Origin of the sequence: Devosia sp. (assembly GCF_041917035.1) — a bacterium.
Classification (GTDB): domain Bacteria; phylum Pseudomonadota; class Alphaproteobacteria; order Rhizobiales; family Devosiaceae; genus Devosia_A.
Genome location: NZ_JAYRYM010000079.1, coordinates 1 through 15224, shown reverse-complemented (window position 1 = coordinate 15224; position 15224 = coordinate 1). Strand labels below are relative to the sequence as shown.

The following is a 15224-nucleotide window of genomic DNA, read 5'->3' as shown; positions in this document are numbered from 1 at the left end:
AGGCGAGGCAGTCGCGGATCTGCGCGATCAGCGCGCCGATCTCGGATTGGCTGAGCGTGGCCGAGCGGCCGTCCTGCCGGCCGAGCGTCTTCTCGCCGCCATCGCCGCTGGTCGCGCCGCGCGATTCCTCGGTGTTGATGATATTGGCGAGTTCGTCGGTCAGGTCGAGCGGCTCGTCGGCCTTGGCCTGCTCAATGCGCTTCTGCTCCTCGGCCTTCTGCTTCTCGGCGGCTTTCTTCTTTTCGTCCTCGGCCTTCTTCTTGTCCTCGGCCGCCTTCTTCTTGGCCGCGTCCTGCTGCTTCTTGAACTCGGCGCGCTTCTGCGCGAGCGCGGCCGTCCGCACCCGCGGTTGCGGCGCCGCCTCGGCCGGGTCGGGCGTCTCCTCCGGGGTAACGATCGGCGCCACCGGCGCCACTGGCTCCGGCGACGGTTCGATCTCGGGCTCGGGCTCGGGTTCCGGCTCCGGCTCCGGCCGGCTCTCCGGCACCGGCGCCACCGCGGGTTCGGGTTCAGGCTCGGGCTCGGGGGCGGGCTCGGGCAGGTCCGGGGCCGGTGCCGTCTCGAGCGTCGGCGCCGGGCTGGGATCGGGTGTGTCCTGCGGTGTCGGCTGATCCTCGGTGGTGTTCCCGGTCGGCTGCGCCAGTTCCGCCGGCTTGTCGGCATCCACCGCCGACGGCGTCTCGGTATCGACGATCTCGCTCTCGAGCGAACCGAGCCGGATGTTGGAGAATTCCGACACCGGCACCAGCTCGACGGCGATCGATTCGACCGGCGGCGTCTCGATCGGCCTGCCCAGCCCGAGCCCGATGATCGCCAGAGCGATCAGTCCGGCATGGGAGATGGCTGAAACCGTGAGGCCGGTGCGCATGGCCTCAGTTGTCCTGCTTCTGTTCCGTGACCAGCCCGATCCTGGAATAGCCGGCGCCCGACAGTGCCCCCATCACCTGCATCACCGAGCCATAGCTCGCCGCGCCGTCGCCGCGCACGTTGATGCGGTCGTTGGCCGCGTCGACGCCCAGCTGCGACAGTTGGCCGGGGAGCGCCTCGAGTGTCGTCGGCTCGTCGCCGAGGAAGATCGCGCCGAGGTCGTTGACCGAGATGATCACCGGTTTCTGTTCGGTGTTGAGCTGCTTGGCCGCGGTCTTGGGCAGGTCGATCGGCACGCCGACCGTCATCAGCGGCGCCGCCACCATGAAGATGATCAGCAGGACCAGCATGACGTCGACCATCGGGGTGACGTTGATCTCGCTCATCGGCTTGCTGCCGCCGCCGCGCCGACGGCCCCGCCGGCGTCCGCCGCCTCCGCCGCTCGATACCGCCATTGCCATCAGCGCGAACCCCTCGCCTCGAGTTGCCGGCTGAGGATGGTGGAGAACTCGTCGGCAAAGCCCTCGAGCCGGCCGATCATCTTGTTGGCATCACCGGAGAGCTTGTTGTAGGCGATGACCGCCGGGATGGCGGCGAGCAGGCCCAGTGCCGTGGCGAACAGCGCCTCGGCGATCGGTCCGGCGACCACCGACAGGTTCGTGCTCGAGGCGGCCGAGATGGCGGTGAAGGCGTTCATGATGCCCCATACCGTGCCAAAGAGGCCGATGAAGGGCGACGCCGAGCCGACCGTCGCGAGGAAACCCAGGCGCTTTTCGAGCGCCTCGCTCTCGCGGGAGATCGCCACGTCCAGCACCTTGTCGAGCCGCCCCTGCACGCCGATGAACGAGGACGCGTTCTGCTCGTGGCTGCGCTTCCACTCCTTCATTGCCGCGACGAACACCGCGCCCAGCCCCGGGGACGGCCGCTCGCTCATCTGCTGGTAGAGCTCCTCAAGCGACTGGCCGGACCAGAACACTCGCTCGAACCGGTTCATTTCGCGCTTGACGCGACCGAACAGCATCGACTTGTCGACGATGATCGCCCAGCACCAGACCGAGGCCGCGAGGAGCCCGATCATCACGCTCTTGACCACCAGGTCGGCCTGCCAGAACAGCGCCCAGATCGAGAGGTCGGCATGCGGAGCAACCGTGCCAACGGCATCCATGGCTTCCATGTATGGGTCCTTTCAGTCCGGCCCCGACGACCGGAATCTGATGCTCGGTCGATGCGGTCCAAATTTGTCAAATTTAAGAGAAAAGCCCGGTTTCCCGGACCCTTGGCACGGTACAAGCAGCACTGCCTTAGTTATGGTCAATGAAGCGTTAACAAACCGATTCCGCTGCCGATCACGCTTTGCCGATCGGCCCCAGCAGCGCCTTGGGCATGCGGGCCGCGCCGCCTCCGATGCGGATCGCCACCACCTGCACCTCCGCTCGGGCGAGTTCGACCCCGTCGCGCCGGACCGACTGCACCAGGTTGAGCCGGGCGCCGGTGGCCGACGCGACCTCGGTCACCACCTCGAGCTGGTCATCGATATGCGCGGCGGCAAGGAAGTCGATGCTCATCCTGCGCACGGCAAAGGCGATGCCGTCGCGCATCAGTTCGGAATGGTGCACCCCCAGGTCGCGCAGGAACTCCGTCCTGCCCCGCTCGCAGAAGTTCAGGTACGCCGCATGGTAGACATTGCCCGAGAAGTCGGTGTCCTCGTAGTAGACGCGGACCCTGATCGTGTGGCCGCTCACTCTCCCTCGGGCTCCTCGAACAGGCTGGCCTGCACCCCGACGAAGCCCTGCGGCACGCTCAGCCCCAGGTGCTGGAACGCGATCGCCGTCAGCAGTCTGCCGCGCGGGGTGCGCTGGATGAAGCCCTGCTGGATCAGGTAGGGCTCGACGATCTCCTCGAGCGCGTCGCGCGGTTCGCTGAGCGCGGCGGCCATGGTCTCGATCCCGACCGGCCCGCCGCCATAGAACTCCGCGATCGTCCTCAGGTACCGGCGATCCAGCATGTCGAGCCCGCGCGCATCGACATCGAGCCGCAGCAGCGCCTTGTCGGCAAGCTTGCGGTCGATGCTGGTGGCGCCCTCGTAGAGCGCGAAATCCGCCACCCGACGCAACAGCCGCCCGGCAATGCGCGGTGTGCCGCGCGACCGGCGGGCGACTTCCATCGCTCCGTCCGATGCCATGGGCGTACCCATCAGCCGCGCCCCGCGCTCGACGATCTTCACCAGCTCATCGGGCGTATAGAAGTTCAGCCGGATCGGGATGCCGAAGCGGTCGCGCAGCGGAGTCGTCAGCAGCCCCGCCCGCGTCGTCGCCCCCACCAGGGTGAATTTCGCCAGGTCGATGCGCACCGAGCGCGCCGCCGGTCCCTCGCCGATGATCAGGTCGAGCTGGTAGTCCTCCATGGCCGGATAGAGGATTTCCTCGACCGCCGGGTTGAGCCGGTGGATCTCGTCGATGAACAGCACGTCGCGCTCTTCGAGATTGGTCAGGAGCGCCGCGAGGTCTCCCGCCTTGGCGATCACCGGCCCCGACGTCGCCCGGAACCCGACGCCCAGTTCGCGCGCGACGATCTGCGCCAGCGTGGTCTTTCCCAGCCCCGGGGGGCCGACGAACAGCACATGGTCGAGCGCCGCCTTCCGCTGCCTGGCGGCGGCGATGAACACCTCGAGATTCGCCCGCGCCTCGGCCTGCCCGATGAACTCGGCAAAGCCCGAGGGCCTGAGCGACACATCGAGCGGATCGTCGCGACCGGCGGCAGGGGAGGTCAGGTCGGTCACTTGAGCAGTTCCATGCCGGGAATGCGTTTGGCCGCTTCGCGATCAAAGGTGACCACGCGGACCGCCCCCGCGAGTTCGCTGGCCCGCGCAATCAGCAAGTCTGAGAAATCGATGCGCGTGTGCCCGTAGTTGACGAGAGCCCATTCCACCAGATCTCGGCGTTCGACGACGAAATCATCCGAGTCGAGGATTGACTGAATCACGCGACCGACTTGCTCCGCGCTTTGCTTGTACTTTCGCCGTAGCACCCATGCGGATTCAGCCATCACCACCAAAGGCACGTAGCTTGGGTCCTCTTGCGAGCGGGCGGCAAAGAACTCCACGGACTTCGAGCTCTGCGGTTCCTCAGTGATGAACAGCTGCACCAGAACGTTGGTATCTACGCCGATCATTTCTTGAGCGATCGCTCGTACCGCTCAACGATTGCATCACCAATCGCTTCATTCATTTCTTCAACGGATACCGGTCCCACCTTTGATGGGCCCAGCATACCCGCAAGATCGATGGCCCTCAGCTTCTTCCTCGGCCTAACGGTCGCCTTGCCATCATCGTCCAGAATCCACTCCATCTGCGTCCCCTCTTCCAGGCCCAGAAAGTCCCGTACTTCCTTGGGGACAGTGGTTTGGCCCTTCGAAGTCACCTTACCCAGGTACCGTTCCCTTACCCTGACGGCCATTCTTACCTCTGAAATGTTCCTTACATCGACAACAATGTAAGGAATACTGCGCGCGCATGCAAGGCGCTGACCTGTACCGCTGCGCTGATCAGGTCGATCGCGAGTAAGCGGGACAACATCACCGCCGTGGCCGTTATTCAGCTGCTCAATTCCCGCAGCCCCAGCCGGATCAGCTTGTCCGTCGCCACCCCGTCGCCCTCGCGGCCCACCACCCGCGCCACCGCGGCCGAGGCTTGCGCGCTCGAGTAGCCGAGGTTGACCAGGGCCGAGACCGCGTCCGCCACATTGCCCGCCGCCACGCCTTCGCCCAGCGCCGCCTGCAGCCCGAGCGTGCCGGCATCGACGCTGCCGCCGACCGGCGCCTTGCCCTTCAGCTCGGTGACGATGCGCACCGCGAGCTTCGGCCCCACCCCATTGGCCCGGCCGATCATCGCCTTGTCCTGCAGCGCGATCGCGCTCGACAACTCCCCCGGGGTCAGTACCGAGAGCACCGAGAGCGCCACTCGCGCGCCCACCCCCTGCACCGTCATCAGCGTGGTGAACCAGGCTTTTTCCGCATCGCTGAAGAACCCGTAGAGCCGGATCATGTCCTCGCGCACGATCATCTCGGTGTGCAGCACCGCCGCGTGCCCCACCTGCGGCAGCGCCGCCAGCGTCTTGGCCGAGCAGAACGCCTCGTAGACGACGCCGTTGACGTCGAGATGCACGAAGTCGTCGCCGTAGCCGTCGACGAGGCCCTTGAGCTTGCCGATCATGCCGTCGCCCGCAGCTGGCGCATACCCCTGTGATGCGCGTGGCAGACCGCAATGGCCAGCGCGTCCGCCGCGTCGGCGCCCTTGAAGTCCGCCGCCGGGAGCAGGATCTTGATCATCATCTGGATCTGCCCCTTCTCGGCATGCCCCGTCCCCACCACCGATTTCTTGATCAGGTTTGCCGCATATTCTCCGACCGGCAGCCCACGGGCCGCCGGGGTCATCAGCACCACGCCGCGCGCCTGCCCCAGCTGCAGCGCCGAGCGCGCTCCGGCCGAAACGAACGTTTCCTCGACCGCCGCCTCGTCGGGCGCAAAGCGGTCGATGAGTTCGTTGAGGTGGCGGTGCAGGTGCACCAGTCGCTCGGCGAGACTGAGCTCCACCGGCGGCAGGATGGTCCCGCAGGCGACGAAGCTCAGCCGGTTGCCGGTGCTCTCCAGCACCCCCCAGCCACATCGCCGCAGTCCGGGGTCGATCCCGATGATTCGCACCATTTCGGCCATCCCCGAGCAATAGGACACGTCACCAAACCTACCAAGCGCTTTGTGAACGAAACGGAAACGCTCCGTCCGCTCCAAAAACTCCGCCGGCCCCCTCCGGGTTAAGTGTGGTGCAAGGGTTTTTGCGTCATGGTCCGGATACTGTTGAGGACGCGCAATGGAAAACTCCCGCTTGCCGCCGGCGGCCTGGGGCCGGATCTGGCGAGGCACCCTTGTCATCATGGCGCTGTCCTCGCTCGGCTCGCTGGCGCTCGCCCAGGCGGTGATGCTCGTGTTGTCGCAGGGCCTCGACCTGGCCGGCGCGATTGCCTCGCTCGTCCTGCCCCTGTTGCTCGGTGGGCCGATGCTGTTCTACCTGCAGTTGCGCACGCAGCAATTGGGCGAAGCCAACCGTCGCCTCGAGGCGCTCGCGTCGACGGACTGGCTGACCGACTGCCTCAATCGCCGCGTCTTCACCAACGAGGTGGACGCCGTGCTGCAGGGCAAGACCCCCGGCACCAACGCGCTGCTCGTCGTCGATGCCGACCACTTCAAGACGATCAACGATCGCTTCGGCCATCATCGCGGCGACGAGGTGCTCCGCCTGATCGCCGATGGCATCAAGGCCAACGTCCGCGACTCCGATCTGGTCGGTCGGCTGGGCGGCGAGGAGTTCGGCGTCTTCCTGCGCGATGTCGACGAGGTCGCCGCCGAGCACACCGCCGAGCGCATCCGCGAACACATCAACGCCCTGAGCGTGCAGGGAGATGGCTTGTCGCAGCGCCTTTCGGTCAGCATCGGCGGTGCCACGACGCACGGGCGCCTGACCTTCGCGGAACTGTTCCGCATCGCCGATCGTCGGCTCTACGAGGCCAAGCGCAACGGACGCAACCAGCACCTGTTCAGCGAACCGGCCGCCCGGATCGAGTCCGGTGGCGGCCACTGATCGGTAAAACCCGAAGCATCGGGGAGACCTGATCACAACACTCCCGCCCTATCCTTGTCCGACCGGAAAGGAGCAGGCGGTGGATTTCTCCCCGCGCGGCATGGGCCGCGTCTATCTGTGGACGATACTGGGAACCGCGGCATGCATTGCTGCGGCGCTGTTCGTCGATTCCTTCAACTTCCCGAACCTCAGCGAGCAGGCCCGCCTGCGGGCCATCCTCGTCGACATCCTGCTGCCCACCGGGCTTGCCGCGCCGCTGCTGTTCTTCCTGACCGGCAAGCTGCGCGAACTGGCTATCGCCCATCACCGCCTGACCGAATATGCGTCGCTCGATGCCCTTACCGGACTGCTCAACCGGGCGGCCTTCACCGCCGAGGTCGAGGCCCATCTCGGCCCCGGGCAGCATCCGCGCCAAGAACGCGGGGCCCTGCTCGTCATCGATGCCGACAACTTTAAGGCCATCAATGACAGCTACGGGCATGATGCGGGCGACGAGGCGCTGCGGTTGATCGCCGGAGCCATCCGCGGCGTGCTGCGCCGCGCTGATCGCGTCGGCAGGCTGGGTGGCGAGGAATTCGGCGTCCTGCTTCCCGGCAGCACCCCGATCACCGCCGAAGCGGTCGCCGAGCGCATCCGCAGCAATGTCCGCGCCATCGCCTTCGCGCCCTCGGGCGCACCGCACCCCATCTCGGTGAGCATCGGCGGCGCCGTCTACGAGCAGCCCGTGCCCTATAACGAGCTGTTCCGCCGCGCCGACCAGCAACTCTACCTGGCCAAGCGGAACGGGCGCGACCGCGTGCTGGTGGCGCCGATCTCGGACGTCCGCCCTGTCGCCTCGCTGGCCGCGTGACGGCCGCGGGGAAGCCGCTCCGGACGGCGATCGCACTGCCTGACGGAGGGCGATGGGCCGCACCAGCGCCGCAGCGCGGGCGGCAAGGGCTCAGGACGCGAGCCGCGCCGCGTCCTCGTCGCTCAGCTCGACATTGGTATAGACGTTCTGCACGTCGTCATCGTCCTCGAGAATGGCGATCAGCTTCATCAGCGTCTCGCCCTTCTCGGCATCGACCGGCACATAATTCTGCGGCCTGAAGATGAACTTGGCCGATTCCGGCTCGCCGAGCGCCTTCTCGAGGGCCGCCGACACGTCGGCCATGCTCTCGAACGAGGTATAGATCCAGTGCCCGTCCTCGTCACTCTCGACGTCGTCGGCGCCCGCTTCGATGGCCGCTTCCATCACCTTGTCGGCGTCCCCCGCCGAGGCCGGATAGGCGATCTCGCCGACGCGGTCGAACATGAAGCCGACGGAGTTGGTTTCCCCCAGCGCCCCGCCGTTCTTCGAGAACGTCGACCGCACGTTCGAGGCGGTGCGGTTGCGGTTGTCGGTCAGGGCCTCGACGATCACCGCCACCCCACCCGGGCCGTAGCCCTCGTAACGGATTTCCTCGTAGTTCTCGCCGTCATTTCCGGCTGCCTTCTTGATGGCGCGGTCGATATTGTCCTTTGGCATGGACTGCGCGCGGGCGTTCTGTACGGCCAGCCTGAGCCGGGCGTTGAAGGCCGGATCCGGCATGCCGAGCTTGGCCGCCACGGTGATTTCGCGGGCCAGCTTGGAAAAGACCTTTGAGCGCGCCGCGTCGGACTTGCCCTTGCGGTGCATGATGTTCTTGGCATGCGAATGGCCGGCCATGCGGTCACCCCTGTTGCTGGCGTTCGTGATTGGAGGCGGGTTATAGGGGCGAGCGCGGCGAAAATAAAGCTGTTGCGCGCAATGCCGCGCCATCGGGCCGGCTAGAACTCCGGCTCGGCCTGGCTCAGCGTCCCGCCAACGCGCACCGGGAACATCCGCGTCGCGAGCCCGGTCCGCGCATCGGTCTCGATGGCGACGCCACACAGGGTCGCCTCGCCCTCGGCCGGGGTGAACCGTCCGTTTGAGATGCCGGTGAGGAAGCGGGTCAGCGGCTCTTCGATATCGACGCCGATGATCGAGTCGAAATCCCCGCACATCCCTGCGTCTGCCATCAGCGCCGTGCCCTGCCTGAGGATGCGGTGGTCGGCGGTCGGAATATGCGTGTGCGTGCCGACCACGAGGCTCGCCCGGCCATCGAGGAAGAACCCCATCGCCTGGATTTCGGACGTCGCCTCGGTGTGGAAATCCACCACCACCGCGTCCGCCTGCTCGCCCAGCGGGCAGGCGGCGATTGCCGCCTCGACGGCCCGGAACGGATCGTCGATCGGGTTCATGAACACCCGGCCCTGCGCATTGATCACCAGCACCCGCTGCCCCGCCCGGCTCTCGTAGAGATTGGCGCCCCGCCCCGGCGTGCCCGGCGGCAGGTTGATCGGGCGGAGCAGCGTCGGCTCGCGGGCAATGTAGCTCAGCGTGTCGCGCTGGTCGAAGGCATGGTCGCCCAGCGTCACGACGTCGGCGCCGGCCTCGCGGATTTCGCCGAAATGCCCCTCGGTCAGCCCCCGGCCGTGGCTGGCATTCTCGCCGTTGACGACGACGAAGTCGAAGCCGTGCCGCTCGATCAGCCCCGGCAGCCGGTCAGCCACCCCGTCGCGGCCCGACTTGCCGACGACATCCCCCAGAAACAGCAGTCTCACGTCTGACCGGCCTTCCCGTCGAACCGGCGCACGCCCTGTTCGGTGACGATCATGTCCAGCGGCACGTCATGCGGCTCGCGCGGGATCCGCTCGACTTCCTGCAGGGCGAACGCGAACCCGATCAGCCGCGGCCGGGTGGCAAGACCCGCCAGCGTCCGGTCGTAGTAGCCGCCACCGTAGCCGAGCCGCGTCCCCTGGCTGTCGAAGCCGAGCAACGGCATCAGGATGACGTCCGGCACCACACGCGGCGCCCCATCTTCGGGCGCCAGTGTCCCAAACCCGGCCTCGTAGAGCGGCGCCCCCTCCTGCCACAGCCTCAGTTCGAGCGGCTGCTCGTCGCCCAGCACCACCGGCAGGCACACCGGCTGGCCGGCATCCATCAGCTTGGCGATCAGTTCCTTGATGTCGAGTTCGTCGCGGATCGGCCAGTAGCCGGCGACGATCTCGGACTTGCCCAGCGGCACGTCGCGCAGGAAGTGCTGGACAGCCGCCCGCGACGCCTCCTGCCGCAGCGAGTGGTGGAACTGCGCCCGCCGCTTGTGCGCCTGGGTCCGCAGCCCCGCCTTCGCCTCATCGATCTTGTCGTCGCTCATCGGCGCCTTCCGGCGAATAGCAGGTGCCGCCCTGGCCGTGGGACGCAGATCCCGGGCGCCTACTTACGTAGGTGGGCGCCGTGTGCCCGAACCCACGGGTCCGGGCGGGGACAGCTCCCTTCAGGATCAGTACGGCCCCGGGGAATAGGTCCAACACGCACCGGGCAGCAGCCCAATATAGGTGCCCAGCCCCCCTCAGGCCAAGCGGTTCTTTGCGTTCGGAGGCTCACCTCGGATCAGGGCCCGGTGACGGTCCCGAAATCCGAGCTCGACGTCGCCGAGAAGGTCGGCGACGAGCTGTAGCATGCAATCAGGACCAGCGGCTGGCACTCGCGGCCGCAGGTCTTGCCGTTGCCCAGGTAGATCGTCTTCATCGTCACGCCGCTGGGGAGCGCCCCCTTCCAGGCGCTCAACGGCACGTGCTTGCGCGATTCCTGGAACCCGGCCGCCTTGCAGAAGGCGTCGGCGGTCGTCTTGCCACAGTCACCGCCGGGGGTGAGGCAGGCATCGGGGCTTACCGCGCGGATCAGCGGCGGGCTGAAGGTGGCCGAAGTGGTGGCCGCCATCGCGGCGCCGGAGAGGATGGCCAGCAGGCCAATGGTTGCGGCGGCAAGGCGGAACAGGGTCGACATCGCAGGGCTCCTCACTGTGCGAAATTGGAGTTGGAGTAGACGATGACCTCGACGGCCTTCGCCGCAGTCCGGCTGGCGCAGATGGTGTCCCCCGCTTCCTCGATGCAGGCGAGCGATCCGTTCGTCTGCGTTCCGGAAGACCGCCAGCCCTGCCAGCCGAGCCGGTAGTTGTTGTACCATAGGATGCCGTCGAACCCCCGCACCAGCATCCGGTAGGGCCACTTGCCCTGCTGCCGGGTGATGGTCGGCTTGCCGGTCGACATCCCCTGAGTATCCAGCCAGGTGTAGGGCTGGTTGGCCATCACCGAGGCGAACAGCCGGTCGTCGCCGTCGCGCCAGGCGCACAGCACCTCGTCGTCGAAGGGGTCGGTCGAGTCGCGCGTGCTTCCGGCGCAGACGGGCGTTCCGCCGATCTGGCCCAGCGGGCTCCAGCCGCTCCAGCCGCCTTGCGTGGCGCTGTTGAGGAACAGTTGCCCGTCCAGCCCGCGCACATACACCTCGAACACCGGCGTATCGCTGCTCTCGTAGCTGACCTTGACCGTCGGGCTGAACTTGCTCTTGCCGCCGATGTCGAAGGGACCGTCCCACTTCACCGCATCCGTCATCGGCTGGTAGACGAGGTAGACCGAGTTATCCATGCCCACGAAGGCGCAATGGATGCGCCGGTCCATGGTGGCGCAGGCCGGCGCGTATTTCATGATGTCCGGATCGCCGATCCGGTCCCAGTCGGTCCAGTTCTCGCCGACCTTCGCCCGCCACCACAATCCGTTGTCCGATCCCCGGCCGAACACCGCGTAGTCGGTAGCTCCGCCGCCGCCGCTCGTGATCGACAGGTCGGATTCGATGACGCCGCCCAGCTCGTCGTAGGCCTGGCCGGCACCGCACAGGCCGACGAGCACGGCAACGGCCGCCCCCAGAAGTCTTGCTGCACGCATTGGTCTTCCCTCTCTTGCGCGGATCGCGCTCTGTGGAAACTGCCCCGCGAGGGGACCGGCCCGGGGGCCGGCCACCGTCAGCGGATCATGTCGAAGGGGATGATGTCGGCCTTTACCCGGCCGTCGGCGTCGGCCGACACGCAGCTGGCGCGTCCGTCCCCGAGATCGCGGCAGCTGGGTTGGCCGAACATCGGCAGCTCGGTCGGACGCCAGTCCTTGAAGCCCGATCCGGACTTCCACGACTTCACCCACATCATCTCGTCCATCCCCTTGACGAGGATGCGCACCTGCTGGAAGTCCTTCGAGACCAGCACGCCCGGCCGCTTCTCGGTCTCACCTCCGAGCGGGGTCTGCGGGCCGCGGCCGAACACGTTGGGGGCCTCGACGATCTCGCCCTTGGCACCGCGGAAGTAGCAGTCGATGTGATTGCCGCCCATGCTCACGCAGGTCGGAGCGCCGGCCATCTCGTAGCCGATCGGCACCCAGCCCAGCCAGCCCACCGGGTCGACCGCGCTGATCACTTCGGGGCGGAACTGGTTGTACCACAGCCGGTTGTCGAGGCCGCGCACGAACACGTAGAGCGCCCGGTTGCCCGCCTCGTCCACGGCACCCACTGCCGAGGGCGACGATTTGGTCAGCCCGCCCAGCTGGTTGAACCCGCTGAAGCTGCCCGGCTTGCCCGGCAACTGGTCCGTATACCAGATCGCGTCGTCGGCCCCGACCACGAAGCACGAGACGAGCTGGGTCTGCGGACCGTTGTACGAGGCATTGTGGCTGGCGCAACCGGGCGCCAGCTTGATCAGCCCGCCGATCTGCTTCCAGCCCTTCCAGCCGCTCACGCCGTCGCCGACGGTGAACCAGAGCGCATCGTCCATGCCCCGCCCGAACACCGCGACCGGGTTGTTCGGGTCGGCCGGGTTGGCGACGACGCTCGGATCGTTCTTGATCTGGCCCTTGAGGTCGAAGCTCTGCACCACCTGCGGGAAGGCATTCGGCCCCGGCGCCTCGGTGGACTCCTCTTCCTCTTCGCCCTCCACGTCGCCGAAATCGCTCTCTGTGCTGGCCTCGACCTGCAGTTCGCCGCCATTGCCGCCGCTGCACGTCACCTGGGTGAGTGCCTCGCATTTGCCGTTGGTGCAGGCCTTGCCGCTGGCGAAATAGATCGTCATCTCGCTCGTCGCCTGCTTCTTGAACTTCAGCGATTCCTTGAATCCCTGCGACTCGCAGAACAGGTCCGCGGCCGCGCTGCCGCACTTGCCGCCGGCGCTGGTGCACCAGTCGATCGGCACGTCGAACACCATCGGGTTGTCGAAAACCTTGTCGGCTGCCGACGACGCACCCGTCGCCATGCCGAGTGCCGCGATCGAGACTGCGGCCAGTGCCTGCCATCCACGCATGTTGGAGCCCTCCATCCAAACCCGTTGGCGAGGCTGCGCCCCTCAGTCTGAACGATTGCTGAACTACTGCGTGATTTCTGGACGTTCGGAAGAAACCCGCGAAACGAGCTTCCGATGCACTTGGGCGGGGAAGTAGCTTGATGGCCGGCGCAAGTTGTCGGTCTGCGAACAACTTGCGGGACCGGCGCCCGGCAGGTCAGGGGCCCGACGCGGCGCCCGTCTCGTCGATCGCGGTGGCGATGGCCTCCACCTTGCGCGCCGCCTCGTTGAGGCGTTTGGCCAGCCGGCGCTCGAGCTCCTCCGCCTCCTGGGTCAGGGCATGTCCCGCTTCGGTGAGCGTCGCCACGTCCTGCTTGAGCAACTCGATCCGCCGCTCGGCCTCCGCCAGTTCGTCGAGCACGGCGATCCCGGCCATCACCGTCAGCCGGTTGTCGCCGATCTCGCCGAACGTCCCCTTGAAGCTGTCGATATGCCGGTTGAAGCGGTCGGCGAGGTGCATCAGGTGCGTTTCCTGCCCCTCCTCGCAGGCCATGCGGTACTTGCGGCCATTGATGTCGACGGTCACCTCGGGCATGTCACGCTTCGTCCCCCGCCAGCACTTCGCGCACCGACTCCATCGCCACCACGAGCCGCCGCGCCACCTCGCCGGCGCTGTCATCGAGCCGCTTCGCCCGCGCGCTCGCCTTGTCGAGTTCGGCCGCGAGCCGGGCCCGCTCGTTGATCAGCTTGTTGGTCTCGGCCTCGATCCGGGCATGCGCCCGCATCCGCCCGTTGAGGCTCCTTACGCTGGCCTCGAGCCGTGCAAAGGCACGGTCGAGCCGCACCGCGGCTGCTTCGTAGCCCTCTTCGATTGTCGGCTCGGACACGCGCGCACTCCCCGAAACACCGGCGATTCCCCGTGCGACTATAGCGCAAAGCCGGCCGGGCGCGACAATCTGCCAGCGACTTAGGGTGACATTGACAGGTCAATCGAACCTGTTAAGCGTCATCCCGCCTCGGCAGGAGGGTTCGGGGCGCCCGGCATTGCGGGCCTTCCCACACCCGAGCGAGAGCGCCACCATGACCAATTCTGCCCAGGCCAACGACTTGGCCAACGCCATCCGTTCCCTGTCGATGGATGCGGTGGAGAAGGCCAATTCGGGCCACCCCGGGCTGCCCATGGGTTGCGCCGATATCGCCACGGTCCTGTTCACCAAGGTGATGAAGTTCGATCCGGCCGATCCCTGGTGGCCGGATCGCGACCGCTTCATCCTGTCGGCCGGCCACGGCTCGATGCTGCTCTATTCGGTGCTCTATCTGCTCGGCTACGAGGACATGACCATCGACCAGGTCAAGCAGTTCCGCCAGCTCGGCGCGCGCACCGCCGGACACCCCGAATACCATTTCGCCGCCGGCATCGAGACCACCACCGGACCGCTCGGCCAGGGTATCGCCAACTCCGTCGGCTTCGCCATCGCCGAGGCCAAGCTCGCCGCCGAGTTCGGTTCGGACCTGGTCGACCACATGACCTGGGTCCTGGCCGGCGACGGCTGCCTGATGGAGGGCATCAGCCAGGAGGCCATCTCGCTGGCCGGGCACCTCAGGCTCAACAAGCTCTGCGTGATCTGGGACAACAACAACATCACCATCGACGGCGCCGTGTCGAACGCCGACTCGACCGACCAGATCGCCCGCTTCAAGGCCTGCGGCTGGCACACCATCGAGATCGACGGCCACGACCAGCACGCCGTCGAGAAGGCGCTGCTCGCCGCCAAGTCGTCCGACCGGCCGACGCTGGTCGCGGCCAGGACCACCATCGGCTTTGGCGCGCCCAAAAAGGCCGGCAGCCATGCCGTGCACGGGTCTCCGCTCGGCGCCGAGGAACTGAAGGGCGCCAAGGAGAAGCTAGGCATCACCTACCCCGCCTTCGAGATTCCCGCCGAGACGCTGAACGCCTGGCGGGCCGCCGGCACGCGCTCGGCCAATGCCCGCGGCGCCTGGGCCGGGCGCCTCGCTGCCGCCCCGGCCGACAGGCGCGCCGAGTTCGAGCGCCGCCTCAAGGGCGAACTGCCGGCCAACTGGGCCGCGACCATCGACGCCTTCAAGTCGAAGCTCGTCGCCGACAAGCCCAAGGTCGCTTCGCGCAAGGCCAGCCAGATGGCGCTCGAGGTCATCAACAAGGTGCTGCCCGAGACCATCGGCGGTTCCGCCGATCTCACCGGCTCCAACCTCACCAATACCGCCGAGACCCTGCCCTTCACCGCCGCCGACCGCACCGGCCGCTACATGCGCTACGGCATTCGCGAGCACGAGATGGCGGCGGCCATGAACGGCATCGCGCTGCACAAGGGCTTCATCCCCTATGGCGGCACCTTCCTCGTGTTCACCGACTATGCCCGCCCCTCGATCCGCCTCTCCGCCATCATGGGGCAGAAGGTCATCTACGTGATGACCCACGATTCCATCGGTCTCGGCGAGGACGGCCCGACGCATCAGCCGGTCGAGCATCTGTCGACCCTGCGCGCCATCCCGGGCCTGCTCGTCTTCCGTCCCGCCGACGCGGTCGAAACCCTCGAGTGCTGGCA

General features: G+C 67.1%; 20 protein-coding genes and 1 other RNA gene. 3 read left to right on the top strand and 18 right to left on the bottom strand.

What is annotated here, in order from left to right:
• The 9 genes from ACE3TU_RS10295 to ruvC all read right to left on the bottom strand — a co-directional run.
• A partial coding sequence (locus tag ACE3TU_RS10295; RefSeq protein ID WP_374623634.1) for a hypothetical protein occupies positions 1-868 on the bottom strand: 868 nt, incomplete at its 3' end.
• Between the two features lie 4 nt (positions 869-872).
• A complete protein-coding gene (locus ACE3TU_RS10290) occupies positions 873-1328 on the bottom strand; it encodes an ExbD/TolR family protein (RefSeq protein ID WP_374623631.1) in 456 nt (151 codons plus the stop codon).
• Positions 1328-2032: a protein TolQ gene (gene tolQ, locus ACE3TU_RS10285; protein ID WP_374623639.1), complete on the bottom strand. Its 705-nt coding sequence runs from the start codon at positions 2030-2032 to the stop codon at positions 1328-1330. The genes ACE3TU_RS10290 and tolQ overlap by 1 nt, the downstream gene beginning before the upstream one ends.
• A gap of 181 nt (positions 2033-2213) precedes the next feature.
• The gene (gene ybgC, locus ACE3TU_RS10280; RefSeq protein ID WP_374623628.1) at positions 2214-2609 is read right to left on the bottom strand and encodes a tol-pal system-associated acyl-CoA thioesterase; all 396 of its coding nucleotides are present in this window, start codon (positions 2607-2609) and stop codon (positions 2214-2216) included.
• Entirely contained in the window at positions 2606-3646 is a 1041-nt protein-coding gene (ruvB, locus tag ACE3TU_RS10275; protein ID WP_374623625.1) for a Holliday junction branch migration DNA helicase RuvB, read from the bottom strand. The genes ybgC and ruvB overlap by 4 nt, the downstream gene beginning before the upstream one ends.
• Complete coding sequence (locus ACE3TU_RS10270) at positions 3643-4038, bottom strand: PIN domain-containing protein (protein WP_374623622.1); 396 nt, start codon at positions 4036-4038, stop codon at positions 3643-3645. The genes ruvB and ACE3TU_RS10270 overlap by 4 nt, the downstream gene beginning before the upstream one ends.
• A complete protein-coding gene (locus ACE3TU_RS10265; RefSeq protein ID WP_374623619.1) occupies positions 4035-4322 on the bottom strand; it encodes an AbrB/MazE/SpoVT family DNA-binding domain-containing protein in 288 nt (95 codons plus the stop codon). The genes ACE3TU_RS10270 and ACE3TU_RS10265 overlap by 4 nt, the downstream gene beginning before the upstream one ends.
• Before the next feature lie 137 nt (positions 4323-4459).
• Positions 4460-5077 carry a Holliday junction branch migration protein RuvA gene (ruvA, locus tag ACE3TU_RS10260; protein WP_374623616.1) on the bottom strand — a complete coding sequence of 206 codons (618 nt, stop codon included), beginning with the start codon at positions 5075-5077 and terminating at the stop codon, positions 4460-4462.
• Positions 5074-5577, bottom strand: a complete 504-nt coding sequence (ruvC, locus tag ACE3TU_RS10255; protein ID WP_374623636.1) for a crossover junction endodeoxyribonuclease RuvC — start codon at positions 5575-5577, stop codon at positions 5074-5076. The genes ruvA and ruvC overlap by 4 nt, the downstream gene beginning before the upstream one ends.
• A gap of 154 nt (positions 5578-5731) precedes the next feature.
• Here ruvC and ACE3TU_RS10250 point away from each other — a divergent pair, with 154 nt between their 5' ends.
• Positions 5732-6499: a GGDEF domain-containing protein gene (locus tag ACE3TU_RS10250; RefSeq protein WP_374623614.1), complete on the top strand. Its 768-nt coding sequence runs from the start codon at positions 5732-5734 to the stop codon at positions 6497-6499.
• A 79-nt stretch (positions 6500-6578) separates the two neighbouring features.
• Positions 6579-7349, top strand: coding sequence for a GGDEF domain-containing protein (locus ACE3TU_RS10245; RefSeq protein WP_374623612.1), 771 nt, complete (start codon positions 6579-6581; stop codon positions 7347-7349).
• A 90-nt stretch (positions 7350-7439) separates the two neighbouring features.
• Here the strand turns inward: ACE3TU_RS10245 and ACE3TU_RS10240 are convergent, their stop codons facing one another.
• The 9 genes from ACE3TU_RS10240 to ACE3TU_RS10200 form a co-directional block, all read right to left on the bottom strand.
• Positions 7440-8186: a YebC/PmpR family DNA-binding transcriptional regulator gene (locus tag ACE3TU_RS10240; RefSeq protein ID WP_374623610.1), complete on the bottom strand. Its 747-nt coding sequence runs from the start codon at positions 8184-8186 to the stop codon at positions 7440-7442.
• 101 nt (positions 8187-8287) lie between these two features.
• Positions 8288-9103, bottom strand: coding sequence for a YmdB family metallophosphoesterase (locus ACE3TU_RS10235; protein WP_374623607.1), 816 nt, complete (start codon positions 9101-9103; stop codon positions 8288-8290).
• On the bottom strand, positions 9100-9696 hold the full coding sequence (locus ACE3TU_RS10230) for a 5-formyltetrahydrofolate cyclo-ligase (RefSeq protein WP_374623605.1): 597 nt from the start codon (positions 9694-9696) through the stop codon (positions 9100-9102). The genes ACE3TU_RS10235 and ACE3TU_RS10230 overlap by 4 nt, the downstream gene beginning before the upstream one ends.
• A 19-nt stretch (positions 9697-9715) precedes the next feature.
• Positions 9716-9870: non-coding RNA, 6S RNA (gene ssrS / locus ACE3TU_RS10225), on the bottom strand.
• A 62-nt stretch (positions 9871-9932) separates the two neighbouring features.
• Entirely contained in the window at positions 9933-10328 is a 396-nt protein-coding gene (locus ACE3TU_RS10220; protein WP_374623603.1) for a hypothetical protein, read from the bottom strand.
• A gap of 11 nt (positions 10329-10339) precedes the next feature.
• On the bottom strand, positions 10340-11263 hold the full coding sequence (locus ACE3TU_RS10215; protein ID WP_374623600.1) for a hypothetical protein: 924 nt from the start codon (positions 11261-11263) through the stop codon (positions 10340-10342).
• Positions 11264-11340: 77 nt separating this feature from the next.
• The gene (locus ACE3TU_RS10210; RefSeq protein ID WP_374623598.1) at positions 11341-12660 is read right to left on the bottom strand and encodes a hypothetical protein; all 1320 of its coding nucleotides are present in this window, start codon (positions 12658-12660) and stop codon (positions 11341-11343) included.
• 196 nt (positions 12661-12856) lie between these two features.
• Positions 12857-13234 (bottom strand): cell division protein ZapA, encoded by a 378-nt coding sequence (locus tag ACE3TU_RS10205; protein WP_374623596.1) that lies wholly within the window; start codon positions 13232-13234, stop codon positions 12857-12859.
• Between the two features lies 1 nt (position 13235).
• Positions 13236-13526: a DUF4164 family protein gene (locus tag ACE3TU_RS10200; protein ID WP_374623594.1), complete on the bottom strand. Its 291-nt coding sequence runs from the start codon at positions 13524-13526 to the stop codon at positions 13236-13238.
• A 193-nt stretch (positions 13527-13719) separates the two neighbouring features.
• Here ACE3TU_RS10200 and ACE3TU_RS10195 point away from each other — a divergent pair.
• Positions 13720-15224: transketolase family protein (locus ACE3TU_RS10195; protein ID WP_374623592.1), on the top strand; the 1505-nt coding region annotated here is incomplete at its 3' end.